Below are 26,928 nucleotides of genomic sequence, written 5' to 3'. Positions count from 1 at the left end.
GCTAGAGTAAAGGGCAGAAAATTCTGCCCCTCCTCATCAAACCGTACGTGAGGTTTTCCCTCATACGGCTTTCCGATGTTCGTCATTCATGTGCATGCAGATCACAAGAGTGTCTTTAGCCCAAGTTGGCTAGACATGAACTTCACTTCGGCAAACGAACTCATCCATCTTCTTCGTTGTCTCTTCTTGACATACCACCGAGTCAGCCTTTGCAGGATGTACCAATCCAACTTTGCCATCTTTCGCTGGCTGTAAGAGGTGCAGTAATAGTTACGCCATCCCTGAATCTTGGGGTTGAGCCACTCTACCTGTTCCAGGAATGACTTCGCCCGCATATTCGGCGGCGCAAGCCGTTCCTTCACCACTTCCCGGATTCGTTCCTCAGCCTTCCTGGTTAGCCATTGCTGAGTGGTGTAATAGACCTGACCTTTCGAGGTTTCCGCTTTCGTCTTCCGGTGATGCAATCCGAGGAAATCAAATCCTTCCTCCCCCGTCCACAATCCGACGATTCGCGTCTTGGTCGGATGCAAGGATAATTCCAGTCGCTCCATGATCGCACGGATCAGTTCGTACGCCCGGTCGGCATCCTTCTTTGTTTTGCATACCACGACGAAATCATCCGCGTAACGCGTCAGCTCCCCAATCTTGCTGCCATGTCTTTCCCACACGACATCGAAATAGTTCAGATAAATGTTTGCCAAAAGCGGCGATATTACACCGCCTTGCGGTGTCCCAAGATCGGAACGTCTGACCTTTCCTTCCTCCATAACCCCCGCTGTGAGCCACTTCCTCACCAATTTCAGGATTCTGCGATCACTGATGCGCATTTCCACCAGCTTCATCAGCTTCTCCTGATTGATGTTGTCGAAGTAGCCTTGGATGTCGACGTCGATCACCCAATTCCCTTTGCGGTTACACGCTTTCCGGATACGGTCAAGCGCTCCTTTTGCGCTCCGTTTCGGACGAAATCCGAACGATGCTTCTTGAAAGTCCGTTTCAAAGATCGGTTCTACCACGAGTTTCGTTGCCATCTGTATAACGCGGTCCCGGATGGTCGGTATGCCTAGCGGTCTTTGCTTGCCATCCTTTTTCGGGATGTATTGCCGCCGGACGGGCTGTGGATGATAGTTCCCTTCTTTCAGCAGGCGGTGGCAGTCGTGAAGAAATCGGTGTTCCCCTTGCTTTTCGATGTCCGCGAGCGTTTCACCGTCTACGCCTGCCGCCCCTTTGTTCGCGCGTACTCTTCTCCACGCTTCCCTCAAGATGTCCATTCGGTAGACCTTGTCATACAGCGCATGAAATCTGCGCTTCTTGTTTTCCTTGGCCGCATGACCTAGTTTCTCTTGGAGTTGTTGAACGTTTTCCTTTGGTGTCGTTAGCCGTTTGGCATTCACTGACTCGTACCTCCTTAAGAAACATGAACAAAGCAGGGCTCCTTCCCTCCCGCAGGTTATGTTGTCCTGTGGTTCTTCGGTACTATGAGCCCCTCGGACTCCCTTCCTGCAGGCCGCTCCCTTCACCTTTCGGGCTTATAGAGCGCCTCTTTACGGGATTCTAAAAAAAACTTTCCGTGCAGGGGAGGGCCTCCCCAGTTCACTGCATCCTCTTTCATACCATGCCGTTCCCTCTACGCCGGAGGATTCTTCGCTGTTGCTCCAAGCTCTAAGCAGCTTCCGTGGCCTTCGCCCATATATGCGGGGCTCGGCTTCCTCTTTTCCCTCTCGCGAGGCCTTTTTGACGACGCGGCAGGATTCACTTGATGTTACGGCCTGGTCTGTCGCTCGCCCTGTCTCCGACAGGTACTTTCGTCGATACGCTTCTACGCACAGATTTCGCCGTACGCAGGTATCCAAGCTACACGGGGGCTTGGCCCCTCCCGTGACCGGACTTTCACCGGCTAGAAGATGCGTGCCTCTGGGCACGCCAAATATAAAGGGGGTGTTACAAAAGTAGTAATGACTACTTTTGTACAACCCCTTTTTGGTGTGCTGCCCTGATTTATATTTGACTTAATATAACCTCTACCGTATCGCTTGGCTGGAGCTTCCTGTCCAAACCGCTCTCCAGCAGCTTCTTGTTGTTCAGTTTGACTATCCACTTTTCGTTTACTCTGGCCATGTAGCCGTTAACGGCCGTAACCAGCTGGTAGTGATTGTTCATCCGGATCATTCCGCTGTTAAGCAGCAGGTCCCTGACCGTTAAATTATCATGATACAGGTTGACAAAATAATGCTTCAACGACGGATTGCTTGTCCCGCCTGACATTTTGAGAACAATCTGTCCACTTAGAGCGTCCGTTTCATCGGAGTCTTTTTTCAGGCAGACCAGAATTTCATCCCCTCTTTTCAGCACCTTGTCCCAGGCAGAGGCATCGCTATCCATTCCGTTAACCTTTACTCCCCAATACAATTCATTATCAAGCGAAATATTTCCAACGGATTTGATGCCGTCTTCATCTTCAGATAAAGCGACGATACCGCTGTTTTCAAGTACTTTTCGGACATTCAGATCGGAAGAAAAATCAACATGGAGGGCGCGCCTCACATCGGGCATTAAATTCCCCCCGTCAATCCACAGCTCAATGCCGTCGTTTTGCCGGTGGGCTACGGAATCTGGTTGTACGGCGGCGTTTTCTGAGTCGCAGGCGGCGGATAATAAAAAGGCTGAGCACAACATCATTCCGGAAAGCAGCCGGCTGAGCACTTTCAAAATATCCCTCCTTATTCTTCAGATTGATTCTTTTTCCATTCTGTATCCAGCATACCGGACAATTCGCCAAACTTCAAATTTTACACATAAGAAAGGGGACCATTTTAACAAAAAAAGCAACTGCAGACTGATTATCAGCCGGCAATTGCTTAACCTCCGGCCATATCCATCCGTCGCAATCACTGTCTTGATTCTGGGCTCCCGACCATTGGCCGTCTCCAGCCCGATCTGTGCGGCCAAATCCGTGAGCGCCCCTGTTGCGAGAATGACATGGGCTGTTTAAGACAAGCATTTATGCTGGAAAATTGTTGACTGTATCTGTTATTTTACCCACTCTTCAGCCCAGGACTGAATCTGCTGCATGACGGGACGAAGCGCCCTGCCTTTTTCAGTAAGTTCATATTCAATTCTGACCGGTGTTTCAGGATATACGTGGCGAATCAAAATGCCTTCGCACTCCAAATCCTTCATCCGTTCAGACAGCATTTTGTCACTCATCGACGGGATGAGGTTCGAAATATCTTTAAACCGCTTGGGACCACTCATTAAGGTCTGAATAATCAGTCCGTTCCACCGTTTCCCTAGAAAAGAAAATGCGGTTTCAAAGCGGGGGCACATGCTTAAATCTTTATCTGCCATTGCTTATCACCTCTTTAATACTCCGGAGCAGATGAATCCGGAAAAGACTTACATTAAGTTAGTATATATCATTTTAACATATTTTTAATGTTTTGAAAATGGGAAATCGTTTTAACCGAAACGAATCCGCGCATCAAATAAATGTTTATTTGTAAAAAAGGGAGGCAGCCCATAATCGGCTGCCACCCTAATTTGCTTCAATTCAGAACCAATTATTCTTAATCGAAATAGACCGCACGGCCAGTTTTTGCGGATTCGTAAATAGCCTCGAGAATTTCGGTAACGACAAGCGCCTGCTCTGGTTTAACGAGCGGCTCTTTATCTTCCAGAATCGCTGCTACCCATGCTTTGGCTTCACAGAAAGCCTCGGTTTCTGATGCTCCGGAATAAAAGGCTACGCCGCCAGTGCTGAGATCAATCTTCGTCTCATAAAGGCGGCTGTTCTTCTCCCCGTTGATCCGCAGACCGTCTTTCATATCCGCACCGCCTTCCGTGCCGCACAAAAGGGTTTTGGCTTCTCCCTTCTCAACTACATTCAGCGCCCAGCTGGATTCAAGTATGATGGTTGCTCCATTCTTCATTGTGATATAGCCAAAAGCCGAATCCTCCACCGTGAACTTCTCGGGATCCCAGGAGCCGAAATCATTTGCGGCGTTTTTGCGGCTTCCAAGCTTGTGGAAAACCAAGCCCATGACGCTTTTCGGCTCGTAGTTGTCCATCAGCCATAAGGTAAGGTCGAGCGCATGCGTACCGATATCGATCAGCGGTCCGCCTCCTTGCTTCTCTTCATCCAGAAATACGCCCCATGTAGGAACGGCGCGGCGGCGGATGGCTAGGGCTTTACCGAGATAAATGTCGCCAAGCTCGCCGTTTTCACACACACTTTTCAAATAAAGGCTGTCATTGCGGAAGCGGTTTTGATAGGCGATGCTAAGCTTTTTGCCGGTACATTTGGCAGCTTCCAGCATTGCGCGGGCTTGTTCCGCCGTTTTGGCCATCGGCTTTTCGCACATGACATGGCTGCCGGCTTCCAATGCAGCGATCGTAATTTCGGCGTGTGAATCATTCGGCGTGCACACATGAACCACATCCAAACCGGCTTTTGCAAGCAGCTCACGGTAGTCGGTAAACACCTCGGCGTTTCCCGTACCGTACTCTTCCGCAGCCTTCCGGGCACGTTCTTCGGGTAATGTCGCAAAAGGCGACCAATTGCACTTCAGGCTGCTTCACAAGGTTCGGCAAATGCTTGCCGTTCGCGATCCCCCACAGCCGATAACAGCTACTTTCAACAGTTTAGACATGAATGTTTCCTCCTCCGGTCTGATAGGCTTTCAGCCAATCCATACTGATTGAAATGCTGTCCAGCGCGCCTTTTGCCGAGAAATCCTGCTCCACAATCAGCCATTTCACTCCGGCGGCAATCCCTGCATCGGCGATTCGCTTCACATCCACTTCGCCGGCTCCAAGCTCAACCGTTTCGGGCGATCCGTCTTCGCGTCTTTTGACATCCTTTAAATGCAGCAGCAGCAGACGGCTCGTATATTTGCGCACATATTCTACTGGATCGTATCCGGCATAATGCACCCAGCAGGAATCAAGCTCAACCTGAACGAGCGATGCCGGCACCTGCTCGTAAATGGCGTCAAGCACGGGCCGATCTTCCAGCTTCTGCGTCAGCTCGAAGTCGTGGTTATGATACAGCAGAACCATATCTTCCGCCGCGCAGGCTTCCCCGATGTTCCGGATGTCGGCAATGATTTCCGGCCAACGGCTACGGTCTTCTTCAATAACATAAGGAATAACAAGATTCCGGTTGCCGATGAATTTGTTGAATTCAATTTCTTCCTGTAAATGGTTCTTAAGCCGGTCCAAAGACGTATGCGTACCGATCGCAGCCAGCCCGGTTTCCTCGAGGAGGGAACGGACTTCCTCCTTCGTTCGGCCATAATATCCTGCAAACTCTACCCCTTGGTAGCCAAGCCCGGCAATTTTGCGGAGCGTGCCTTCAAAATCCTGCTCCAGATGTTCCCTAACGGTGTACAGTTGCAATCCTACTTTGGTCATTGTTTTTCACCCTCACTTTTCATTCTAATTCCTGCAGAAGGAATGATCAGGTTCATAATCATAAATGTATACGTTTCCAATACTGGTCCTCCTTAGGCTTCTACGTCTTCTTCGACAGCAGGCAACAGGTGGGTGCCTACTTGTTAAAGGAACCGCCCGAGTGTTCTCAGGCAGCAACCCGTAATCCGGATAGCTCAGGCTCTCTGTTCCCAAGGCTAGCTATATAGTAATATGTTTTGTTCCGGAGTAAAATGAATGATATGATTCAAACATGAACAATCTGGTCATTATTTAACTTGGAGCTGCAGGAGGATTGTCACCAATGATCACCGAAGAGCGTATTGATATTTTGGCAGCGGGTTATTCCGTTCACCGCAAAGCTTTCGGATCAAATGCGGCCAGCGGTCTCGGCCACTATTTAATACGGCTCCAGACGGAAGGCAAAGCGCGCGCCCGATGCGGTCACGTCCTGGTCGATGTTGAAATGGGCGACCTGCTTCTTTTCTCCCCGAGCGAGCCATATGAACTGTACATCAATTCGGCTGCAAGTTCAAAAGAATCTTCGATGATTAGCGGGGATTATTATATTTTTCTCAAAGGATGCTGGATTGAGGATTGGTGGGCCGCCAGAGCAAGGTCAAACAAAATCCGAATGCCGATGACGGACTCGTTTATCAGCCTGTTCAGACAAATTACACTGGAGCAGCAGCGAATTTCGAACCACAAACCGGAAATCGCCGAATATTATGTAAAGATTTTGTGTCTGGAAATCGACAGACAATTGGATGAGCAGCCCCATGCCGGGCACCGTTCTTACCTCGCGTACCAGCTCAAGCATTTTGTCGAAGAAAATGCGGCAACGAGCTTTCGGCTTGAGGATGCGGCTGCCTATGCAGGCATCAGCGTATCGCGCGCAGTTCACCTGTTTAAAGACGCTTTCGGACAAAGCATGATCAGGTACGCGCTCGACATCCGTCTGAATATGGCGCGGGAGCGGATTATTTTCAGCCCCTTGTCCCTGGAACATGTGGCTGAAAGCTCCGGATTTCCCAGCTACAATTATTTTCATAAAGTGTTCCGTGCCAAATACGGTATGTCCCCGAAGCAGTTTCGCATTGCGAGCCGGGAAAATTTAAAATAAGCGAAAACAGACAAAGCCGTTCCAACGGAACGGCTTTGTCTGTTTTACATGCACAAAATGATTCTACTCTAGAGACTGCTGAAATTTGCGCAGCCGTTCCCGCTTTGTTTTCACATAGGTTCCTATGCTCACCACCGCTATAACGACCAATGCTTCAAATCCATATTTGATCAGCGGCATGGTGAACCAGTCATGAATCAGCGGTTCCTCAACAAGCATTTTCGCTGATGTCCAGGCCAGCACGGCTGAACCGATCGTAATCACGACAGGAAAACGCTCCGTCAGCTTCAAAATGATCGTGCTGCCCCAAACCATAATCGGAACTGACACAGCCAGTCCAATAAGAACCAGCCCCATGTCTCCGTGGGCAGCTCCAGCAACCGCAAGCACGTTATCCAATCCCATCATCGTGTCCGCAATAATGATCGTGCGAATGGCTGCCCACATCTGTGTGCCTGTGCTGATGTCATGTTTCTTCTCTTCTACAAGCAGCTTGTAGGCAATCCAGATCAGTGCCAATCCTCCCGCCAGCCGCAGTCCCGGGATATTGAGCAACTGAACGACCAGAACCGTCATAATCACTCTGACGACAATGGCGCCAATCGTTCCCCAGAGGATTACTTTCTTCTGGTCAGCTTTGGGCACATTGCGCGCAGCCAGTCCAATGACGATGGCGTTGTCGCCGGCCAGCACGAGGTCAATCAAAATAATGGATAAAAGTGCCCCCCAAAACTCAATGCTCATAAAGTCCATAAAAAAACCTCCTCCTTTTTATTATTTTCTGCCGGTTCGCGCAATTTAAAACGTTCCCCTCTTGTCCTTTTCGAGGCTTGTCGTTTCAAACACTAATGCGCCTTGCCGGTACAACAGGCAAAGGCGCATAATTAAGCAAAAATGCATAAAAATAACCTTTACCCCTGTATCACAGCGGGCAAAGGTCTCGCTAACAACAGAACGGAATTGTTGTCGATAAAGCCGGGGATACTATCCCGTAATGACGACTTTATTGTTTAAAGCTACTCCCCTTTGGGAACCAAGCATATTCATTTGCAGTCATTATAACATCTGTCTTTGAAAAATACCACTACCTATTTAACAATATTTTCGCTTTTTGGCGCTGATTTTGCTATCATCAGAGAAAAGCAAGCGATATTACCGCTAACGGAAAGGAAATACAGCAGCTATGAATAAATGGCTTGTTCCGCTCCTGTATGTATGGATTATGATCACGGCCTATTTTTATAGAGATGAAATCATGCAATGGCTGGAGCATCGTCCTTCTCCCCTGCTCATGATCGTGATGGCATCCTTGCTTGCCCTGTTCCCCGTCGTGCCTTACAAGCTCGTCATCGCTGCGATCGGCATGATCTACGGCCCGTGGGGCGGCGCCTCCATTACCGTGATCGGATCGACGTTATCGGGTGCCGTATTATACGCTGCCGGAGCTATCTGGTATAAAGACAGCACGGCACGCTGGCTGCAGCGTTTCCCCGGATTGGAACGGTTTACGGCTTATTTGCACCGCCATCCCTTTGAGTCGATTATTTTATATCGCCTGCTGCCCGTTGTTCCCCAGTGGGTCATTAATTTATACGCCGGCATTTCCTCCATTCCGTTCCGAATTTATGTAACGGCGTCGGTGATCGGCAAATTGCCGGGAATTCTCGTCTATGCCTTTCTGGGCAGCTCGCTGTTTTCGCGTCCGCTTATCGCCATTGAGATCCTCGGCCTTTACATGGCAATCATCGGAGCTGCCGTTTGGGGATACAAGCGAATGAGCGCCCGTAAAGCCGGATAATCTTTGGTTTTGCGGCTATAATCCATTATAATGAAATACGTCTAAAAGCATAAAATTTTATATAAAGGCGGGATCCTATGAATACGCAGGCAAACTATGAACTGGCTACATTTGCGGGAGGCTGTTTCTGGTGCATGGTTTCACCTTTCGAGGAACTGCCCGGCATCAAGGGCATCGTATCCGGGTATACGGGTGGCCATACGGAACATCCTACCTACGAACAGGTTTGCGCCGGACATACCGGCCATTATGAAGCGGTTCAGATCACGTTCGATCCGCAAGTATTCCCGTACCGCAAGCTGCTTGAGCTGTTCTGGCAGCAAATTGATCCTACCGATGAGGGAGGCCAATTTCACGATCGCGGCGAGTCGTATCAAACAGCCATCTTTTATCATAATGAATCGCAGCGGGAAGAAGCGGAGGCATCCAAGCAAAAGCTTGCGGCCAGCGGCCGGTTTGACAAGCCGATTGTAACGGCTATTCTGCCGGCAAAAACCTTTTACCCTGCGGAAGAATACCACCAGAATTATCACCGGAAAAATCCGCTCCATTACAAACGGTATCGCAAAGGCTCCGGTCGCGAGGATTTCATTGAGACCCACTGGTCCGGCAAGTCTGCGGATGATAAAGCTGCCTTAAAGGAGAAGCTCACGCCGATCCAATATGAAGTGACCCAGAATAACGCAACCGAGCGTCCCTTCACCGGGGAGTACTGGAATAACGATCGGGAAGGGATTTACGTGGACGTTGTGTCCGGCGAGCCGCTGTTCAGCTCCAAGGATCAATACGATGCCGGCTGCGGATGGCCAAGCTTTACCCAGCCTTTAAGGGAATACAGTATCAAGGAGAAATTGGACACGAGTCATTTTATGGTTCGGACGGAGGTTCGCAGCCGTGAAGCGGATTCTCACCTTGGGCATGTGTTTGATGATGGACCGGGGCCAAACGGCCTTCGCTACTGCATCAACTCGGCAGCCCTCCGTTTTGTCCCGAAAGCGGATCTTGAAAAGGAAGGCTACGGAGAGTACAGCTTTCTGTTTGAATAAACTATGAGGATGGCCCGGCTATGCCGTACAGCCGGCTTCTGAAGGTAAGGACAGCCCGGAATAAGTAAAAGGTACTTCCCCGTCGAAACAGGAGAAGTACCTCTCGCCTAAGCTCGCGCCGTCTTCTTCTTCGCTACATAAGAAATCGTAACCGCCGGCTTGCTTTTCTTTTGATAGCTTACCATCCAGGTAATGATCTTGCCCGCAATAGACACAGCCAGAATCGTGAACAATGTCTCCATCAGCGGCAAATAAACGAGCGATAACAAGAGTACGAGTCCGTCCAGCAGAATAAATACGGTTCCCAGCTTGATGCCGGTCCACTTGCTTATGAATAGAGCCAATAGATCATCTCCGCCGGATACTCCTCCTGCCCGCAGCACAAGTCCTGCTCCGATACCGGTTAATATGCCCGAGATCAGCGCTACGGGCAGCAGGTTGTGTTGAAAATCGAAATGAAACGGGGAGAAGCGCTCGCAGGCTTCATACATGACCGAGAACGATGTGAAGCCAAGCAGGCCGCTCCAAATGAAACGGCGGTTCTTCATGAACAAGGCGAGCATAAGCACCGGAATGTCAAGCAATAAATTCGTAAGCGCAGGCGGCAGGTTAAACAAATATTTGCCAAGCAGCGCCAGGCCTACAAACCCTCCTTCGGCCAAATGGTTCTGAAAATTAATATGGTAATACGTAAACGCAAGCAGAAAAGCTCCGAACAAAATCATTAAAATCTGTCCAACACCAAAAGCTGTCTTCTCTTTCCTCATTCGGAATCCCTCGAATCGCAGTTTTGTTGACCTTTCGGCAACACCCTGCGATGAAGGTCCTCAGAGACTTTGTCCTTCGCATCATCACACGCCTCTTTCGCAGGGAATTTGCCTAAACCGGCATACCTACGAAAGGGAGCTAAGTATAAGAGAGATCACAACGTTTCCAAATCGTCCTTTGGGATTTCGTCCTTCGGGAACACATGGTATCCTGATCCTTTCCTTATTGATTTGAAACGAAGGCTCGGCAAGCGGCTTTCGTCTCTATTTTTCCTATACATATTATATCACAGGATAAATAATGACTAAACGGCTTGGAGCTATTTGGAAGACGACAAGACAAAGAAAAGACGGCCTGCCCGGAGGACCGCCGTCTATGTAATGAATATGGGTAGCGTAAACGTAAAGCTTCAAACCGTCTCCGCCAGCTTGTTTATGCCTTCGCGGATAACCGTGCAGGAATTCTGGAATTTCCGCTCCTCATCCTTTGAAAGATTGAGTTCCAGAACTTCCTCTATGCCGCCTTTGCCTATGATGGCGGGAACGCCGATGCAAAGATCATGCTGGCCGTATTCCCCATCCAAAATGGCTGAAACGGCAATGATTTTATGCTCGTCGTTCAGCACGGATCTTGTTATATAAGCCAGCGCATTCCCTATGCCGAACTGCGTATTGCCCTTACGCGTAAAGATCTCCCAGCCGGCATCTTTTGTTCTGCGCTCAATCATCTCCAGGTCGACAGCCTTAAAACGGTCCTTATGCTGGGATAAAATATGCAAGATCGGTTTGCCGCCAATCGTGACATGGGACCAGGCAACAAACTGGGAGTCCCCATGCTCTCCCAGCGCATAACCCTGAACGCTGCGCGGGTCGATCGAAAAAACTTCCGACAGCAGCGTTTTCAGTCTGGACGAATCAATGGAGGTGCCTGTTCCGATTACCCTGGAGCGCGGCAATCCCGACACTTCCCGGACCAGATAGGTAACGATATCCACCGGATTGGCGGCTACAACAAAAATACCGTCAAAACCTCCCGCCATAATGCGGCTCACAAGGTCACGCGTTATATTCTTGGCATCCTCCAGCACATCCAGCCGCGACTGACCGGACTTCGGATTGGCTCCAGCCGTCAAAATAACGACATCCATGTCGGCGCAGTCTTCCATACGGCCGGCATAAACCTTTGTCCGCGTCGACGTAAATTCCATACAGTGGGATAAGTCCAATGCCTGTGCCACCGCACGGTCATACGTTCTGTCGATCATCATGATCTCCTCGCAAATCGACTGGTTAATCATAGAGTAAGCGCAGCCTGCGCCAACCATTCCCGCCCCGACAACTGCCACTCTTCTCGTACTTTTTCCCATCCGTCTTCCTCCTGTTGTTCTCATGGCCCACCATGTTCTTTCTTTCTCCTTATATTATAGCGTTAAGCTCGGTGGGGTGTCACAAAACATCACACCTTATTCATGACAATTTAACAGAAAAATATACGGGACAAAGCCGGAGCGGGACAAAATCAGCAGCTCAGAGCGCTAAGCACCTGTCCGCCCGGCACGTAATCATAGCCGAGGCTTATGGCAACGGCTTCGTTTGTCACCTTGCCTCCCGCGACATTGACACCTTTGGCCAGCGCCCGGTTCCGTTCTGTGCTTAGAACCAGTCCTAGATTGGCAATCTGCACCGCATAAGGCATGGTTGCGTTCGTCAAGGCCAGGGTGGATGTCCGGGCTACCGCTCCCGGCATATTCGCAACGGCGTAGTGCACCACGCCGTATTTGGTATAGGTCGGATTGGCGTGGGTCGTAATCCGGTCAATCGTCTCCACGGAACCGCCCTGGTCAATCGCAACGTCAACAATGACCGAGCCTTCGCACATCTGCTGCACCATGTACTCTTTGACAAGCTTCGGCGCCCGGGCTCCGGGAATCAGGACTGCGCCAATGACCAGGTCCGCTTTTGCTACGGCCTGCTCGATATGGAAGGAGTCCGACATGACCGTCGTAATCCGGCCAGCGAAAATTTCGTCCAAATAGCGAAGACGGTTCGCATTGAGATCAAGCAGCGTCACTCTCGCTCCCATCCCCACCGCAATTTTGGCGGCATTGGTTCCCACGACCCCGCCGCCTACAATCACCACTTCCGCCGGGGCTACACCCGGAACCCCTCCCAGCAGAATTCCTTTTCCGCCGCAAGGCTTTTCCAAAAATTGAGCTCCGATCTGCACAGCCATTCTTCCGGCCACTTCGCTCATCGGCATAAGCAGAGGCAAAGACCCGTCATCCAGCTGCACCGTCTCGTAAGCGATCGCATTGACTCCGCTCTCTACCAAAGCCCGCGTTAATTCCGGCTCCGGCGCAAGATGAAGGTAAGTGAACAGGATCAGTCCTTCGCGAAAATAGCCGTATTCCTCAGGCAGCGGTTCCTTGACCTTCATTATCATTTCTGCCCGCTTCCATACCTCTGCCGCGGTTTCTGCAACAAAGGCCCCTTTGCTTCTGTACTCTTCGTCCGAGAATCCGCTGCCTGCTCCCGCAGACTGCTCGACCCATACTTCGTGGCCGGCGCGAACAAGCGTATCTACACCGGCTGGAGTAATCGCTACACGGTTCTCATTGTTCTTGATTTCCTTTGGTATTCCAACGCGCATAGTACAAAACTTCCTTCCATCATAATGTGTAAGAAGCTGCCCTGGCTGACGACCGCCCCTTTTAAGCTTCACCTATATATTACATGAGAAGACGCGTACTTGGAACATATATTGGCACTAAAAAATGAAAATGAGCCTATAATTTTCATATTTTTCAAAATTGGCGTTATATTTTATGACATAATCAGTTAAATTTCGCCTGTTTATATAATAAACAGCCGGCCCTAAAGGGGACCGACTGCTTCTGCTGTTTACTCCGGCGACTCGTTTTGCCGAATTGGCAAATCACCTGTTATTCACTTTTCTCTGCCAGGCTTCATAGCTGTGCACAGCGATTCCGGCAAAGGATTCATGCGCCGCTCCAAGCCGGGTGAGACGTGCCAGCTCCCGGTCCACCGTCTTCATGGATTTACGGTGAAAAGACACCTTGGGCCCTTCATCGGTTTTGGCAAACTCGACGCCGATCCATACCTTTTTCTTCTGCCGGTCGCCTTCGTCCAGAAGCGGCTTTGCGGCGTCGTAAATGCCGGCCGCCCGATTGCGGTAGGCCATGATCGCTACATAATCCATCATATCGACGACCTCCTGTCCAAAAGGCACGCTTTCCCGGCTCCCAGGTTCATCTTCTCTCTGCCGATCCCGGTGGAATTTGATGTCATTCAGCCAGAACGGAACGGCCGCGCCGACGGACAGTCCGGCCTCACGGCCTTTCTCCGCCCACTCCTGCATATTGTCCGCCCACTCCCGGACGATTTCCCGCCGCTCGCTCTTCCAATCCTCGAGCAGGTATGGCTCGACATCGAACTGGATGCCTGTGAATTTTTCCCCCGGCTTCGCCCTCTCATTATATGCCCGAACCCAGGCAACAAATGCTTCGGCCTCATCACTGTTCCTGCTTCTGGCCCACTCCGGGCTTCCGGCAAGGGCATGCACCTGAATGCCGCGAGCCGAAGCTTTCGCTGCGAATGACCGGTACGCCTCTTCGGAGAGGGTGCGGTCAATCTGCAGAAAGAGCACCTGAACGCCCTCTTTGCTTATAAAATCCACAGCGGCGTCCCCCTGCCGAGTGATGACCTCCGTATTCCACAACCAGGTCGCATTCACTTGTTTCACCGCGGACTGCCTGACGTCCAGTATAAGAAAAGCCAGCAACAGCAAGCCCGCCAAAAGAAGTAGACACAAAGAGCCCCATAGCAGCCAAAACCGGCGGGAATGGCGTCTATGCCAAAAGCCTGCTGTCCTCCGTCCATGCGCATTCACTTTCAGGCCAGCCTTTATACGATCAGCGCCGCGGCGTCCGGTTCATCCACATGCTGGACGGAGTGCCCGAGCTTGTAAATATGCTCCCGGGCAAAATTTCTGAACGCATTGCGCGTATCGAGAATCGGGACGCCGAGACCTGCGATTTCCTCATACTTAAGGCTGCTATGGTTTGTAATCAACACGATGCAGTCATATCCGCGCAGTATTTCCGCATCATAGCCGATGCTGTGAACGGCACTTCCGCTCGCGGCACGGAAGCTTGCAGCAAACGGGTCATAATAGTCCACATAAGCTCCGCTTTCCTTGAACAATTCATATACTTCGAGCCCCGGAGACTCGCGCAGGTCGCTGATATCCGGCTTATAAGCCATGCCCAGAATCAGTATTTTCGATTTTTTGATCGATTTGGCGTATTCATTCAAAATTTTGGACGTCTTGTTCACGACATAATAAGGCATGTTGTCGTTGGTCGACTGCGCCAGCTCGATGAACTGGCTGTAAAAGCGGAAGCCTTTCGCTTTCCAGGATAGATACATCGGGTCCAGCGGAATGCAGTGCCCCCCGATGCCCGGTCCCGGATAAAACGGCATAAACCCGAACGGCTTGGTCTTCGCCGCATCAATGACTTCCCAAATATCGATGCCCATCCGGTCGCACATCATCGCCATTTCGTTGATAAAGGCGATATTGACGCTGCGGAACGTATTTTCAAGCAGCTTGGACATTTCCGCCACTTTCGGCGAGGTTACCGGTACGACGGTTTGCACGTATTTGCTGTACAGGCTTTTCCCCAAATTCAGGCAAGCTTCGGTTGTCCCGCCGATCACCTTCGGCGTATTGAATGTATTGAAGCGGGGGTTGGACGGATCCACGCGCTCCGGGGAGAAGCAGAGGAAGAAATCCTCGCCCGCTTTATATCCCAGTTTTTCGAGTTCCCGCTGAATCAGTTCCTCGGTGGTCCCCGGGTAAGTCGTGCTTTCCAGCGTAATCAGCAGCCCTTTGCGCATATATTTTTTGATTTGATCGACGGCCATGACAATATAGGAGGTATCGGGGTCCTGATTTTCGCTGAGCGGCGTGGGCACGCAGATGCTGATCGCGTCAAGCTCAGCAAGCACGCTATAATCCGCTGTAGCCTTAAAGCGGCCTGAAGCGGCCACCTCGGCAAGCGTCTCATCCGATATGTCATGAATATAAGACTCGCTGCGGGAAAGCTTGTCTATTTTGCCCAGATCGGGATCGATGCCCACGACTTTAAAACCCTGCTTGACCATTTCGACCGCAAGCGGCAGTCCTACATAACCAAGGCCTGCAACGCCGAGTACAGCGTTTTTCGTTTCAATGGCTTCAAGCAAATTCAGGTACGTTTTATTCACAATCATTCACCCTCCATGTTCGTCTATTTGTCTACCCGAATGCGCTTCACGGGTCAATAGAAGCAGCGGCGGATCCGCGCATCCAGCTCCACCGGAGAAAAAGGCTTCGTCATGTAGTCGTTTACGCCGTATTCAAAGCATCTGCTGATCGTTTGTTCGACCCGCTGCTCGGTCAGCACTACGATTTTCGGAGGCTCCTTCACCTTGAGCTGCCGGATTTGATGGATATAAGGCAGTCCGTCGATTCCGTACAAATTCAGCTCGGTCAGCACAAGATCCGGCTGCCAGGTTTCAATCAGCTCAAGGGCGGCCAGCCCGTCTTCGGCTTCACGGGTTTCATAGCCGTGCATCCTGAGCCGGATTTGCAAAAATTCGCGCATGCCGGCATCGTTGTCCACCACAAGGATACGACCGGGTGCAGAATGTTCCGTTTCCACTTTGGTAAAAATATGAATGTCTTCCGAAAGACTCGTCCTTGAGAGGTTCGCCATTTGCCTGAATACCTCCTCATCCGGCTCTCCCTGCTCCGGAAAGCTGGCGAGCGTAATATGCGGATGAAGATCACTGATCCGCTCCTGGAGCTGCTGCTTCAGCAGGAGCCCTCTGAAATGAACCTGATCCAGGGCCAGGCCGGGCAGCATGACCGCAAGGCACCCGGTTTCCGAATCTCTCCACACTTCAAAATCCGCATCTCCTTTCGTTTCGAGCAGGCTCACGATCTGACTTTCCAGATAGGAAGGCGCGTTCGCAGCATAGATGTACATCAGGCCGAAGCGTGCGCCAGGCGATTTTCTGAGCTTGTCCTCGGCATGATGCAAGTGATCCTCATGTTCCTCGGCTGCTGTTATGGTATGAGGCATTTTTCGTTTCCACCTTTCTTAGCAAAATAAGCCAGCCCGGCGCCTACAATCAAGCCTGCTTGGCCGGTTTGCTCTCTTCTTTCCAGCTCTGTCTGGTCATCGCTCCCCAGGAGTTGTTGTTGCGCAAGTACTGGATGTGCCCCTGAACGCGCCATAACGCGCCCAGCTGGGAGTAGCCGAAAAACTTCAGAGCCGCGAAGCCCAGCATTTTGCACAAATCCGCAAGGCGGTTGAACCTCTTGAAGGCCAGTTCCTCCAGCACGAACGCTCCGATGCTGAACAAATATCCGCTGACAAAATTAACGGCCCAGAACACGGCGAGAATTTTCCAGTGGGTCATGTCCAGCATCGCATAGCCAATGAGAGCGATCAGGCCGGTCAGCTTAAAATAAGGGTTGAGCGCTTCAAAAATGATGTTGTAGGGCATCGTCAACAGCCCCATCACCTTGTATTTCGGGTTAAAGGCCATATCATAGTTTTCAAGCATATTCTTCAGGTTTCCGCGTCCCCAGCGTTTGCGCTGATTGGACAAAATATGGTACGTGTCCGGCGCCTGCGTCCAGCAGACGGCCTCCGGACAGAAAGCGACCTTGTAGGGAAGCTTGTTCTCCAGCATATACCGGTGCAGCTTGATAATAATGTTCATGTCCTCGCCGGGATATCCTCCGCGGTAGCCCCCCACGGCGATGACGTAATCCTTGCGGAACATGCCGAAGGCGCCGGAGACGATAATCAGGCCGTTGATAGAGCTCCAGCCGATCCGCCCGCCGAGGAAAGCCTTCAAATATTCGACAGCCTGGAACATCGGCCACATTTTGCGCGGCAGCGAGAAGCTTTTGACCTGGCCGTTCTCGATCACGCAGCCATTGGCAATGCGGACATCTCCGCCGATCGCGACCGTTTCCTCGGGATTCTCCATGTACATTCTGGCCATCCGGATCAGCGCATCCTTCTCCAGCAGCGAATCCGCATCAATGGAAGAGATCAGGGGATAATGCGACAAATTGATGCCGGCATTCAGCGAATCCGCCTTCCCGCCGTTGGGCTTGTCAATGACATAAAGATGCGGATACTTGGGGTTATGGTAAACCGCCTTTACCTGCTCACAATCGATGGCGTTCCGAAGCCCCGGACTCTCCATGGGCTCAAGCTCGAACTCTTTGCACAGCACCCCGAGGGTGTTGTCCGGCGAGCCGTCGTTGATGACGATCACCTCATACGTCGGATAGTTCAGCGTAAGCAGACACTTCACGTTTTCGATAATGGTGACTTCCTCGTTATAGGCCGGGACGAGCAGTGAAACGGAGGGAACAAGCTCCGAGCCTGACAGCGTATTGTATTTGGAAAAGGCGGCCCGGCGGAATACGGTCATGATGCTGCGGAACGAGCAGGCCAGAATCGAAAAATAAATCAGGTTAACGGTCATCACATAATAAACGGCGAGCATGCCGTATATCAGCAAAATATCTCTAAGCACTGTAATCTCCTCCAATTGCGGGTGCTTTGCGGACCGGCTTGATGACCGGGGCGCCGAAATACCGCTCGTACAGAAGCCGCTTTTTGTTGAAGGCTACCATCTGTTCCACGCCTTTCGCGTTAGCGCCCTCCCGGATCGTCCGCTCGATTTGCTGGAAGGCGGCATCCCTTTCGCCGCCCGAGCCTTGCAGCGCCGCTGCGCACAGCGCTTCAAAACCGGCCTCGCCAAGCTGCGCGAGGCTTTCCGCGCTGCTCGTACGCACCCGCCAGTCCTCGTCGCGCAGCGCGCTTTGCAGCAGCGGAATGCTGCCGGCCGCATGGAGCTTGCCGAGCGATTTTGCCGCCTCGGCCCGCACCTCGGCATCTTTGTCCGACATCAGCTGCCGAATCGTTTCATCCTTCAGCGCGAAGCCCGAGCTGAGGTACAACTTGATTGCTTCGGCACGGACATCGCGCCGGCCCGTGCCGACCAGCCGGTTCAGGGCGGGAACCGCTTCCGGCACCGCCTGTCCCCACATGGCGACCAGTCCCACTTTGACAAAGTCGGGGTTTTCGTCGTCAAGCAGCCCCATCAGCATTTTGCTGGCGTCAAGCTTCGTCTCCAGCACAATATCGGCAGCCATATGGTGGATGGGCTTGCCGCTCGCAAGCAGACAGCCCAATATTTCGCGGAGCTGCCGTTCCTCCGTCGCGCATTTGGCTGCGGCGCGGGCAACGATGATCGACTGCGGACTGTATTTTTCCTGCTTGAGCATGTCAAGTAGTCTCGGCGCCGCCTCTTCAGCCCGCATGGCTCCAAGGCGGAATGCCGCTTCGATGCGCCGTCCATACAACAAGCTGTCAAGCAGCTTCAAATCCCGGCGGATAAAGCCTGCCTCCCGGCAAAGCTCCGTCAGCCCGGTCTGAAACTCGCCTTTCATTTGTCCGATCCATTCCATCAGCTTCTGCTGAATCACAGACCGCTCAAGCCGCGTCAGCTTGCCCGGCGGAAGCGGAAGCGGCGAGCTTCCGCCCATACTCGCTTGCAGGTAGCGGAAATATTCCTGATGCTTGTGCTTATACAGCTCCGTTCTCCTCGCCGCCTTCAGGTACCGGAGTTTCATATAGAACAGGAACGCAATTCCTATGAAGATCAATCCGAGGCAGACGTATATGAAATACACTGCCACGGCAAGATGCGAAAACATGATGCGAAAGCATCCTCCTTTATCCCGGACTACCTGTTGCTTTCGTCCGGAAGCTTCTCGTATAGTTGTTTCATTTGGTAATAGCCCGCCTTCAGATACTCGGTATATTGCACGGTATCCCATTGCTTCCATGTGTATCTGGGCTGCTTGTCAAGATCAATCCGGCCGCCTTCAGAGGATGGTCCTGCCTGCCCGCCGGCTGCAAGGTCCCGGATCCACGGCACAAACGTAATACCGCCCGTCCTGATCGCCGCAAACATGCGGTCCTGCTTGAGCGGGCTGTAGTCAATGACCTGCAGCGAGCTCGGATCCGAAAAGCCGAGCAGCATCCAAGGAATGCGCAGCTCCACTTCTTTGCCGCTGTACTGCCAGGAAGCGAGCGAGTCGAAGGCAGCGCTGCTGCGGTCCGTGGTCCCTCTCTTCAATCTTCCCACCGTCACGTCCTGAAACGGATGAGCCGTCCGCGTATGAGGCGGCGTCATCGTCAGACTGATCGCCAGCTTCCAGGGCTGGAATTCCGTTTTCTCCGCTGTCGTCGGTTCGCTCAGCATCCGGTAGCCGGATTTGCCGTAAAGACGGCGGTGGAAATCATACGACGGCGCGGCAAGCACCTGTGTTTCTTCATCCTTGCCGATGACGATCAGATCTTCAAGTCCGTCGCTCAGCGTCTTGCCGGGCAGCTCCTGAAGAGGCTGATCCCCGCCCGGCTGGGTGCTGCTTCCAAGGTAAATGCGGGATTTTTGCGGATCGAAGTTCTCTTTCAGCTTGAGTCCGATATATACGTAGGCCTCGTCGTGAGTGACGCGCATCGTTTCAATCCCCGGCGCCACATCGTCCCAATGCCGGACTTCCCCTGCCGGAAGCTTGTCCCAGTCACCAGGCTTGCCGTCGATAATCAGGCTGTCTGCCTTGCCCGGTCCCATAGACACAAGGCCGAACATCTCTTCGTTCGTGAGCACATTGAGCCAGTAGGGCCGCCGGTCCCCCGGAACTTCAAAACGCATCGTGTTCCACGTTTTCTTGAACCATTCGTCCTGCCACATAAACAGGATCGCTCCGGCGTAACCTTCCTCATAAATATCCCGGGTCAGGGAAACGTTAATTTCTCCCTGTTCCTTCTCATTGTGGCCTCCCTGATTGCGGCCTCCTGCCCCGATATGGGAAACGCCGAGCGAGGACGGCACGCCATATTCCGTCACCATGAGCGGAATATTCTTGTAATAAGCTTTGAGCTTTTTCAGATAGGCTCTGTAGGTATTGAATCCGCCGCTGCCGTCCGGAATCGTCTGTATCGTCTTATCCAAATGAAAAAAATCCGGATAATACGGATACACGTGATAGGCTGCAAAATACCCGGCGTTCCAGTCGGACTCCCTTATGTGCGTCGCATCGACGCTGACCAAATCCTCTTCATAGAACGGTTCTCCAGGATGCTGAAGCACATCCGTCGTCACCCAGTTGGTAAAGCTCATCGGGTGCTGCCACCCGTACGACTGCTCCTTAACGGCCGCAACATCCAGCAGACCCGCCAGCCAGCTTTCGAACGGAGTCGCCTCCTCGGTGGCGCTGAAGTAGACGCCCTGATAGCGGGCGATATCCGCGTGCTGCTTGTTGGTGTTCTCGACCATCTGCGGGTCCCATTCGGTGCCGATATGCCAGGCCAGCAAATAAGGGCCTGCATTCGCCGTATATTTGCCGCCCGCCTCCCCGGGCCTATCCGGAACGTTTAGCTTTCCGTATACGGCGCCGACGGCTTTGCCGATTTCCTGTTTAAAACGCTCCTCGATGCCCGGGCTGTATGCATCCCGCTTCTCGATCAGCTGCTCCTCGGGGGACCAGACGCCTTGTATGAAATAAAGCGGATCCTCTTGATGATCCTGATTAAATTCTACAAGCGCTTTATAAAAAACAGGGTTATGAACGGTATAAATTCTCACCACATTTGCGCCCATCTCCTTGATCTGCTTGAACCAGCGCAAATAATCCGCCTTGGCAGCCGGAAACTCGCCGGGGAAATAGCCGGGAATCGTGGCGCCCAGATTGACTCCTTTGACAAAAATGGGTTTCCACCCGTCCTCTCCTTGAAATTCCAGAAACCTGCCGCCCGAGGTCTTAAACTTGAGCCTCGTTCCATCGGGAGCCGCAAAGCTGACCGGGGGTTTCGGCATATACAGCACAACCGCTGCGAGGGTTGCGGCGATCAGGAGAATACTAGCCGCAATCCAGAGAGCCATTCGTTTTTTCGCTAACGTCGACATAAGACTTAACTTTGTACACCTCGCTCTTGTGGGGAATGATGAGTTTTGTATAGGAATGCTATCCGGCACTATATGTAACACGATTTGTGCACTTTTTCGTAATTATACGCTATAAGATATATCGAAGTTACGTTGTAATTTCTGCCTGATCTTTGCAAAAGTTACAAAAATGATACCTTCGTCTCATAACGAAAATGTTTGATATCAAGGCTTTTATCAATTATGGTTCTTTCTGGAAGCGCTAAAAAAACGGTCTGTAGACCTAAATTTATTACCTGCTTGTTACTATTTTTCAAACAGATCAGAACTAGGACCTTAGACTCATTTCTATAATCGCCAGCCGAAACGGTCTGCATCGTTTTCTTTAAATGATTTCCAGTAAAAATCATTTGCATAGAGAATGTATGTTCGGTGTATAATAATCAATAGCAGAATATATGTTCGTATTCAGGTGGTGATTATGATGCATCCTCATTCGGGCCTTGAAACGAAAGAGCGATACGGAGCTGATGATTTTACTTCAAAACTTACGGGGACGGCTGCATTGAACGACAAGCTGCCCCAAGAACGTACAATTTTTTTAGTTGATGGACAGTCATTTTATGCGTCAATTGAAAAGGCAGCCCGACCAGATTTAAAAGATAAGCCGGTAGCGGTAGGTGATCCCACTCGAAAATCCGGGATTATTCTAGCCGCCTGCCCAGTCGCTAAATCATGTGGAGTAACAACGGCGGAAAGGGTGGGTGAGGCTCTTGCAAAGTGTCCTGAGTTGGTCGTAATACGCCCTCGAATGCAAGCATATATCACCGTCTCCCTGCTCATTACTGAAATATTTGAATCGTTTACGGATCAAGTTGAACCTTATTCCATTGATGAGCAGTTTCTCGATGTTACAGGATCAATTACTTGTTTTGGTCCTCCAGAAGAAATTGCCCGCCAGATCCAGGCTCGTGTTCTGTTATCAACAGGGGTTTGGACACGTTGTGGAATTGGCCCCACCAAAATATTAGCAAAAATGGCCACTGATAATTTCGCCAAAAAAAGATCTGAAGGCATTTTTAGACTGGACACAACCAATATTGAATCCGCATTGTGGCCCTTGCCGGTCAATCAAATGTTTATGACGGGATCCCGAATGACCTATCATTTCAATCGAATGGGTCTTCGTACAATTGGTGATATTGCGCGACTTGATCTCGGTGATTTCAAAAGACGTATGCGGTACGAAATGGGCAGGCAGAGCGATATTCAAGCGGAATACTATTGGCAGACAGCACGCGGTATAGACCCCAGTCCAGTCGTACCTGGTATTCGCAGCAAACTGAAGTCTGTAAGCCATGGAAAGGCCCTCAGAAGCAGCCTGTATCACAAGCTTGAAGATATTGAAGTCGTCCTCTTGGAACTGGTGGTGGAGGTCTGCCGCCGCTGCAGGAGATTGGGTTACATCGGTCAGGTGGTATCCGTCGGGGCTACGGAAACCAATGGAGAACGCTCGTCATCGTTTCATCGGCAGGTTACGCTTCAGCACCCCACTTCTCTCTCGCATGAAGTTGCGGCAGCGGCGCGAGAAATATTCCATAAATATTGGAGGGGGATGCCTGTAAGCCACCTGCATATTTCGCTCACGGAGTTGTCGGACGACAGCGTTCTTCAACTCACTCTCTTTGATGACCGGGTAAAGGCATACGCCTTGGAGAGAGCGAGCGATGAAATTAAGGACAGATATGGAAGCGACGCTATTATTCGGGCATCATCCTTGTTGCAATCAGGGGTAGCTCGTGAAAGAGCAGGACAGATTGGAGGTCATTACAAATGAGCAAACTGGACGGGAATGAGCGGTGGAAATCCAAAATGCTGCTTACCGAGCATCAAGAGCAATATGAGCATCACAGCGAAGCGAGGAATTCTCATCGGCCTACAGAGGATGAGCTGATCATGATTCGCGACTATATTTTGCTGCCTTACATGCTTAGCATGGTCCAAAAGAGCATCGATGATATCGAAAACAACTCTAATCTTTTGAAAAAGCTGTATTTAGCAGCAGGCCAAGTAGTAAAAAACAAAATCAGCGAGGATTTATACCGTTTGCGGCGTGAACTATCCAAGCGCAATATTAAAATAATCAATGACGAACAAGTGGATCTGATCGTGTATCACCGGTTTATTTGCAGAGGTTATGAGGATCGTTTTGGAATGGTTCGTGACGTTATACGATCAGAGATCAGTATTCGCTTATCAAAATATCTCAAAGAAATAGGTGAACGATTGGTTACAAACGGGCATTAATTCCCTCAATCGCATTCGGGCTCAAATTTTTCGGGGAGCGGTCCTCTAGTTGCTGACAACCTAATGCCAAATTAACCTTCACAGCCTCATCAAGCAAATGATGGGGTTTTACATTGACACACATATCAGCAAACGCTAATATGTTATTAATATTAGTGAATACTAATGTGAATCGGAGGAACCATGATGGACAACAATTTATTGGATGTAAAGGCGAAGTTTATTCGAGGTTTTTCGGATAAGACAAGGCTACAAATACTTCATTCCATTCAAGACAAGGAATTAACGGTATCGCAAATTGTGGAAGAGCTTAAAGGCAATCAATCAAATATATCCCAACACCTGGCATGTTTAAAGGGTTGCGGAATTATTGTCGGTCGGCAGGAAGGCAAGTATATGTACTACAGCTTGAGAAATAAACAAATTAAGCAGCTGCTTATCATGATGGATGTTGTTTTTAACCAAGTGGAAGAAGAAGTCGCGGCCTGCGATAAGAACGACCAATTGGACTGTTGCCGGAGGGAGGCATGAAGAATGATTGAGAATAAAGAAAAAAGGATTTATGCTGCTCAACCCAAAGTTGCTCTCCCGCCTCAGGAACCTACATTCAAGAAAAGTCTCACGATCTTAAATACGACTGTTTAAACAAAACATTTGGTTTTCGCTCATTATTAAATTTGTTGCGTTAGTATTGATTTTTCCCGATATATTGACATTGTGGCTAGCAGTTTTAAGCGATACAGGAGCAGCGCTCCTTGTTATTCTGAATAGTATGCGACTGCTTCGATTTAAACGGTGAAAAGGAGCCAACACTCCTTTCCAATAAAGAAGCCAAGGAAGAGTGATGTATTTTGAATAATCGCTGGAATAAGGTGATTTATAAGATTTGGGCACCGATGTACGATTTCATTTTTAACTCGGGTGTGTTTTTGGCTGCTCGAAAGAAGGTCTTTCAGAATATTCAAGTTGAGCTCCAACAGAAAATCCTTTTTATCGGGGTGGGCACGGGAGCAGACCTGCCGTACATGGCAGATGGAGATGTGGAAATCACGGGAATTGATTTGTCACCCGATATGCTTCAGAAAGCCAAGAAAAAATATGATTCGCCACGGATAACGTTTATGGAAATGGATGCGCAAGACCTTACGTTTCCTCGTGAATCGTTTGATCTGGTTATTGCCAATCTTATCTTGTCGGTCGTCCCAAATCCGGACCAATGTTTACGAGAAATGTTACGTGTTACCCGTACCGGGGGAAGAATCGTGATCTTTGATAAATTTGTCCCCCCTGATCAGGATCTGTCCGTGATCAATAAAATCCTGCGTCCCGTCGTTGAGCTTATGGGCACGGATATTGGACGTCGTTTTGAACAAATCGTCACACCCTATTTAAAAACAACAATAGTAATAGAGGAAAATTCGCCTATTTTATTTAACGGCATGTATCGAAAAATTGTGCTTCGTAGAATATAAAAAAATGTAATTCAGCACAGTGCTAACGATTCCAAATTTATCAAATCCTAGTCATGGAGGTGAGTTCACAATGATGGATGGCATGATGATGAATAGTTCTATGATGCTCATGATGTGCATGATAATGGGGGTCGGGGCATTGATCTTTGTCATTATTCTCGGATCAACGGTTTATGTTGTCGTTCGGTCATTGATGATGAAGAGCCGAGTTGTGGATCGTCCGTTGATGTTATTAAAAGAACGTTATGTGAAAGGCGAACTGAGCGATGAAGAATATAGTCGAATGAGAAAAACAATCTCCGAGTAGTACATCGGCAGCATGCAGGAAACGGGTGCGCGTTAAAGCCTTCTTTCCCGGGATTTGGGCTCTCTTCCTAGGTAAATGTCCATAACGATTAACGGCAGGGTTCATACAATGGTTCAGAAAGCAACCTTTTCTTTAAAAGGAGGGACACACAATGTCTCATGTCGAAGGTTACGGCCCTTGGACTTCAACCGGAGCCATCCTGGTTCTGTTCATTCTGCTTGTCATCATTACCCGCAGCTTCGGATTTGTTTACTAGGCTGCAGGTTACGGCGGTTTGGGCCCTTGGACATCTACTGGGACTATTCTTGTCCTTTTCATTCTGCTTGTTATTATTTCCCGTACCTTTTTCATCTAAGTACCTTCCACTTGCATGCAGCATGACCCTCAGGTCATGCTGCATTTTATTACATTAGGCATTCTTTCGGATATGAAGCCTATTGCGCCGTCAGGATCAGCGGACCATCGGCCGTAATGGCGATTGTATGCTCATATTGTGCCGACAGTTTGCCATCCACCGTTCTGGCCGTCCATTCATCATCATCAATCGTAATCCGGTAGGTCCCTTCATTAATCATCGGCTCGATGGTCAGCACCATTCCTTCCCTCAGACGAATTCCTTTGCCGGCATGCCCGATATGCTCGAAGCTCGGCTCCTCATGCAGCGAACGTCCGACCCCGTGTGCGAGCAAATCCCGGACAACCGAAAATCCATGGCTTTCGGCATGGGCCTGGATCGCTGAAGTTACATCCCCAAGACGGTTGCCGGGAACAGCCTTTTCAATTCCGAGGTACAGGCATTCCTTGGTCACATCCATCAGTTCCCTTGCGGTGTCACTGATTTCCCCAACGGCATAGCACCAGGCAGAATCCCCAAACCATCCGTCATATTCCACTACAATATCGATTTTGGCGATATCCCCTTCTTTCAGCGGGGTCTGGCTCGGAAACCCGTGAGCGACTACATCGTTGACCGAAGCGCACGTTTCCGCCGGAAAACCGTTATATCCCTTTGTAAACTGCTTGCCGCCCAGCTTCGTGATATGTCTGGCAACGAAATCGTTAATCTCCAGCGTAGTAATGCCGGGCTCGATCAGCTTCGCAACTTCCCGGTGGCAATCGGCCACAATCTGATTCGCCGTCTTCATCTCTTCAATTTCTTTCGGTGATTTCAAAATAATCAAGACCATGCTCCCCTTTCAGGATCTTACTCCAAACTACACCTGTCATTCGGAAAAAGCAAATCGCCTCTTTACTTCTTATGTATGCGCAAAAAACCGCCAAAGCTTGCGCTCTGGCGGTCATTGCCGGGTTACGGGGGACATAAGGGCAGGCCCAAATTAACGGAACATTCCCCACAACCGGATGAGATGAAACTTATTCTTCGGGTCGATTCTCTGGGCCAGCACAAACTGTGTAATTTGTTCTTCCTGAACGCCGGTAAGCCGCTCGTTAAGAATTGAGGCAGCGCTTCTGACAAGCCTACGGACCTTGACCGGATCCTGCAGGTCGGCTTTGGTCAAGCCTTCCACAAGCTTTTTGACACGCTCTTTTGCCGACGGATTCTTCATCTTCTGTTTGATCCGCCCAACAAGCTCCTGGCTGATTCCAAATTGCTGATAACTCAACGCG

The 26,928-nt window shown here is 50.4% G+C and carries 26 protein-coding genes and 2 pseudogenes; 10 read left to right on the top strand and 18 right to left on the bottom strand.

Annotated elements, in window-relative coordinates:
* Positions 1-101: 101 nt before the first annotated feature.
* From ltrA to K7397_RS03225, 6 genes and pseudogenes are all read right to left on the bottom strand, one after another.
* Entirely contained in the window at positions 102-1,394 is a 1,293-nt protein-coding gene (gene ltrA / locus K7397_RS03245) for a group II intron reverse transcriptase/maturase (protein WP_223066504.1), read from the bottom strand.
* A gap of 604 nt (positions 1,395-1,998) precedes the next feature.
* Positions 1,999-2,709: a hypothetical protein gene (locus tag K7397_RS03240; protein ID WP_223066503.1), complete on the bottom strand. Its 711-nt coding sequence runs from the start codon at positions 2,707-2,709 to the stop codon at positions 1,999-2,001.
* A gap of 156 nt (positions 2,710-2,865) precedes the next feature.
* A pseudogene (locus tag K7397_RS21285) lies at positions 2,866-2,982 on the bottom strand (pyridine nucleotide-disulfide oxidoreductase); the annotation flags it as partial.
* A 48-nt stretch (positions 2,983-3,030) separates the two neighbouring features.
* Positions 3,031-3,348, bottom strand: coding sequence for a winged helix-turn-helix transcriptional regulator (locus K7397_RS03235; RefSeq protein WP_223066502.1), 318 nt, complete (start codon positions 3,346-3,348; stop codon positions 3,031-3,033).
* Between the two features lie 218 nt (positions 3,349-3,566).
* Positions 3,567-4,649 (bottom strand): annotated as a pseudogene (locus tag K7397_RS03230) (Gfo/Idh/MocA family protein).
* Complete coding sequence (locus tag K7397_RS03225) at positions 4,642-5,412, bottom strand: sugar phosphate isomerase/epimerase family protein (protein WP_223066501.1); 771 nt, start codon at positions 5,410-5,412, stop codon at positions 4,642-4,644. Before K7397_RS03225 ends, K7397_RS03230 begins: the two are co-directional and overlap by 8 nt.
* Positions 5,413-5,734: 322 nt before the next feature.
* Between K7397_RS03225 and K7397_RS03220 the strand changes: the two genes are divergently transcribed.
* Complete coding sequence (locus K7397_RS03220) at positions 5,735-6,553, top strand: helix-turn-helix domain-containing protein (protein WP_223066500.1); 819 nt, start codon at positions 5,735-5,737, stop codon at positions 6,551-6,553.
* Between the two features lie 63 nt (positions 6,554-6,616).
* Here K7397_RS03220 and K7397_RS03215 read toward each other — a convergent pair whose 3' ends face one another.
* Positions 6,617-7,306 carry a TerC family protein gene (locus tag K7397_RS03215; protein ID WP_223066499.1) on the bottom strand — a complete coding sequence of 230 codons (690 nt, stop codon included), beginning with the start codon at positions 7,304-7,306 and terminating at the stop codon, positions 6,617-6,619.
* 430 nt (positions 7,307-7,736) lie between these two features.
* Between K7397_RS03215 and K7397_RS03210 the strand changes: the two genes are divergently transcribed.
* On the top strand, positions 7,737-8,351 hold the full coding sequence (locus K7397_RS03210; RefSeq protein ID WP_223066498.1) for a TVP38/TMEM64 family protein: 615 nt from the start codon (positions 7,737-7,739) through the stop codon (positions 8,349-8,351).
* Positions 8,352-8,428: 77 nt separating this feature from the next.
* Positions 8,429-9,397 (top strand): peptide-methionine (S)-S-oxide reductase MsrA, encoded by a 969-nt coding sequence (gene msrA, locus K7397_RS03205; RefSeq protein WP_223066497.1) that lies wholly within the window; start codon positions 8,429-8,431, stop codon positions 9,395-9,397.
* Positions 9,398-9,504: 107 nt separating this feature from the next.
* Here msrA and K7397_RS03200 read toward each other — a convergent pair whose 3' ends face one another.
* The 9 genes from K7397_RS03200 to K7397_RS03160 form a co-directional block, all read right to left on the bottom strand.
* Complete coding sequence (locus tag K7397_RS03200) at positions 9,505-10,164, bottom strand: YitT family protein (protein ID WP_223066496.1); 660 nt, start codon at positions 10,162-10,164, stop codon at positions 9,505-9,507.
* Positions 10,165-10,574: 410 nt separating this feature from the next.
* Positions 10,575-11,531 carry an L-lactate dehydrogenase gene (locus K7397_RS03195; protein WP_223066495.1) on the bottom strand — a complete coding sequence of 319 codons (957 nt, stop codon included), beginning with the start codon at positions 11,529-11,531 and terminating at the stop codon, positions 10,575-10,577.
* 152 nt (positions 11,532-11,683) lie between these two features.
* On the bottom strand, positions 11,684-12,814 hold the full coding sequence (gene ald, locus K7397_RS03190) for an alanine dehydrogenase (protein ID WP_223066494.1): 1,131 nt from the start codon (positions 12,812-12,814) through the stop codon (positions 11,684-11,686).
* Between the two features lie 285 nt (positions 12,815-13,099).
* Positions 13,100-13,966: a hypothetical protein gene (locus K7397_RS03185; RefSeq protein WP_223066493.1), complete on the bottom strand. Its 867-nt coding sequence runs from the start codon at positions 13,964-13,966 to the stop codon at positions 13,100-13,102.
* Between the two features lie 122 nt (positions 13,967-14,088).
* Positions 14,089-15,459: a nucleotide sugar dehydrogenase gene (locus K7397_RS03180; protein WP_223066492.1), complete on the bottom strand. Its 1,371-nt coding sequence runs from the start codon at positions 15,457-15,459 to the stop codon at positions 14,089-14,091.
* Between the two features lie 47 nt (positions 15,460-15,506).
* Complete coding sequence (locus K7397_RS03175) at positions 15,507-16,313, bottom strand: response regulator transcription factor (protein ID WP_223066491.1); 807 nt, start codon at positions 16,311-16,313, stop codon at positions 15,507-15,509.
* A 49-nt stretch (positions 16,314-16,362) separates the two neighbouring features.
* Positions 16,363-17,739, bottom strand: a complete 1,377-nt coding sequence (locus tag K7397_RS03170) for a glycosyltransferase family 2 protein (RefSeq protein ID WP_223066512.1) — start codon at positions 17,737-17,739, stop codon at positions 16,363-16,365.
* Between the two features lie 43 nt (positions 17,740-17,782).
* Positions 17,783-18,976: a HEAT repeat domain-containing protein gene (locus K7397_RS03165; protein WP_223066490.1), complete on the bottom strand. Its 1,194-nt coding sequence runs from the start codon at positions 18,974-18,976 to the stop codon at positions 17,783-17,785.
* A 29-nt stretch (positions 18,977-19,005) separates the two neighbouring features.
* Positions 19,006-21,234, bottom strand: coding sequence for a hypothetical protein (locus K7397_RS03160; RefSeq protein ID WP_223066489.1), 2,229 nt, complete (start codon positions 21,232-21,234; stop codon positions 19,006-19,008).
* 556 nt (positions 21,235-21,790) lie between these two features.
* On the opposite strand from K7397_RS03160, the gene K7397_RS03155 reads away from it, so the two are divergent.
* From K7397_RS03155 to K7397_RS21275, 7 genes are all read left to right on the top strand, one after another.
* Entirely contained in the window at positions 21,791-23,050 is a 1,260-nt protein-coding gene (locus K7397_RS03155) for a DNA polymerase IV (RefSeq protein ID WP_237690642.1), read from the top strand.
* Positions 23,047-23,520 carry a YhjD family protein gene (locus K7397_RS03150; RefSeq protein WP_223066488.1) on the top strand — a complete coding sequence of 158 codons (474 nt, stop codon included), beginning with the start codon at positions 23,047-23,049 and terminating at the stop codon, positions 23,518-23,520. Before K7397_RS03155 ends, K7397_RS03150 begins: the two co-directional genes overlap by 4 nt.
* 183 nt (positions 23,521-23,703) lie before the next feature.
* The gene (locus tag K7397_RS03145) at positions 23,704-24,051 is read left to right on the top strand and encodes an ArsR/SmtB family transcription factor (RefSeq protein WP_223066487.1); all 348 of its coding nucleotides are present in this window, start codon (positions 23,704-23,706) and stop codon (positions 24,049-24,051) included.
* A 320-nt stretch (positions 24,052-24,371) separates the two neighbouring features.
* Positions 24,372-24,992 carry a class I SAM-dependent methyltransferase gene (locus K7397_RS03140; RefSeq protein WP_223066486.1) on the top strand — a complete coding sequence of 207 codons (621 nt, stop codon included), beginning with the start codon at positions 24,372-24,374 and terminating at the stop codon, positions 24,990-24,992.
* Positions 24,993-25,062: 70 nt separating this feature from the next.
* The gene (locus K7397_RS03135) at positions 25,063-25,299 is read left to right on the top strand and encodes an SHOCT domain-containing protein (protein ID WP_223066485.1); all 237 of its coding nucleotides are present in this window, start codon (positions 25,063-25,065) and stop codon (positions 25,297-25,299) included.
* Positions 25,300-25,450: 151 nt separating this feature from the next.
* On the top strand, positions 25,451-25,555 hold the full coding sequence (locus tag K7397_RS03130; RefSeq protein WP_223066484.1) for a YjcZ family sporulation protein: 105 nt from the start codon (positions 25,451-25,453) through the stop codon (positions 25,553-25,555).
* Between the two features lie 18 nt (positions 25,556-25,573).
* Positions 25,574-25,654 carry a YjcZ family sporulation protein gene (locus K7397_RS21275; RefSeq protein WP_237690641.1) on the top strand — a complete coding sequence of 27 codons (81 nt, stop codon included), beginning with the start codon at positions 25,574-25,576 and terminating at the stop codon, positions 25,652-25,654.
* Positions 25,655-25,733: 79 nt separating this feature from the next.
* Here the strand turns inward: K7397_RS21275 and map are convergent, their stop codons facing one another.
* Together map and K7397_RS03120 are read right to left on the bottom strand one after the other, a co-directional pair.
* Positions 25,734-26,480: a type I methionyl aminopeptidase gene (gene map, locus K7397_RS03125; RefSeq protein ID WP_223066483.1), complete on the bottom strand. Its 747-nt coding sequence runs from the start codon at positions 26,478-26,480 to the stop codon at positions 25,734-25,736.
* A 156-nt stretch (positions 26,481-26,636) separates the two neighbouring features.
* Positions 26,637-26,924, bottom strand: coding sequence for a stage VI sporulation protein F (locus tag K7397_RS03120; protein WP_223066482.1), 288 nt, complete (start codon positions 26,922-26,924; stop codon positions 26,637-26,639).
* Positions 26,925-26,928 lie beyond the last annotated feature (4 nt).

The sequence above is a fragment of the Paenibacillus caui genome, from assembly GCF_019904135.1.
Lineage (GTDB): Bacteria > Bacillota > Bacilli > Paenibacillales > Paenibacillaceae > Fontibacillus > Fontibacillus caui.
Note: the sequence above shows the minus strand (reverse complement) of the source record. Positions and strands in the feature narration are given on the sequence as shown.

Bases quoted from the DNA above. Each gene is read 5' to 3' on its own strand.
- K7397_RS03235 (WP_223066502.1), bottom strand. From the start codon at position 3,348: ATGGCAGATAAAGATTTAAGCATGTGCCCCCGCTTTGAAACCGCATTT.
- K7397_RS03175 (WP_223066491.1), bottom strand. From the start codon at position 16,313: ATGCCTCATACCATAACAGCAGCCGAGGAACATGAGGATCACTTGCAT.
- K7397_RS03130 (WP_223066484.1), top strand. From the start codon at position 25,451: ATGTCTCATGTCGAAGGTTACGGCCCTTGGACTTCAACCGGAGCCATC.
- K7397_RS03150 (WP_223066488.1), top strand. From the start codon at position 23,047: ATGAGCAAACTGGACGGGAATGAGCGGTGGAAATCCAAAATGCTGCTT.
- K7397_RS03180 (WP_223066492.1), bottom strand. From the start codon at position 15,459: ATGATTGTGAATAAAACGTACCTGAATTTGCTTGAAGCCATTGAAACG.
- K7397_RS03165 (WP_223066490.1), bottom strand. From the start codon at position 18,976: ATGTTTTCGCATCTTGCCGTGGCAGTGTATTTCATATACGTCTGCCTC.
- K7397_RS03135 (WP_223066485.1), top strand. From the start codon at position 25,063: ATGATGGATGGCATGATGATGAATAGTTCTATGATGCTCATGATGTGC.
- K7397_RS03220 (WP_223066500.1), top strand. From the start codon at position 5,735: ATGATCACCGAAGAGCGTATTGATATTTTGGCAGCGGGTTATTCCGTT.
- msrA (WP_223066497.1), top strand. From the start codon at position 8,429: ATGAATACGCAGGCAAACTATGAACTGGCTACATTTGCGGGAGGCTGT.
- ald (WP_223066494.1), bottom strand. From the start codon at position 12,814: ATGCGCGTTGGAATACCAAAGGAAATCAAGAACAATGAGAACCGTGTA.
- K7397_RS03215 (WP_223066499.1), bottom strand. From the start codon at position 7,306: ATGGACTTTATGAGCATTGAGTTTTGGGGGGCACTTTTATCCATTATT.
- K7397_RS03145 (WP_223066487.1), top strand. From the start codon at position 23,704: ATGATGGACAACAATTTATTGGATGTAAAGGCGAAGTTTATTCGAGGT.
- K7397_RS03195 (WP_223066495.1), bottom strand. From the start codon at position 11,531: ATGGGAAAAAGTACGAGAAGAGTGGCAGTTGTCGGGGCGGGAATGGTT.
- K7397_RS03160 (WP_223066489.1), bottom strand. From the start codon at position 21,234: ATGTCGACGTTAGCGAAAAAACGAATGGCTCTCTGGATTGCGGCTAGT.
- K7397_RS03170 (WP_223066512.1), bottom strand. From the start codon at position 17,739: ATGACCGTTAACCTGATTTATTTTTCGATTCTGGCCTGCTCGTTCCGC.
- K7397_RS03225 (WP_223066501.1), bottom strand. From the start codon at position 5,412: ATGACCAAAGTAGGATTGCAACTGTACACCGTTAGGGAACATCTGGAG.
- K7397_RS03210 (WP_223066498.1), top strand. From the start codon at position 7,737: ATGAATAAATGGCTTGTTCCGCTCCTGTATGTATGGATTATGATCACG.
- K7397_RS03200 (WP_223066496.1), bottom strand. From the start codon at position 10,164: ATGAGGAAAGAGAAGACAGCTTTTGGTGTTGGACAGATTTTAATGATT.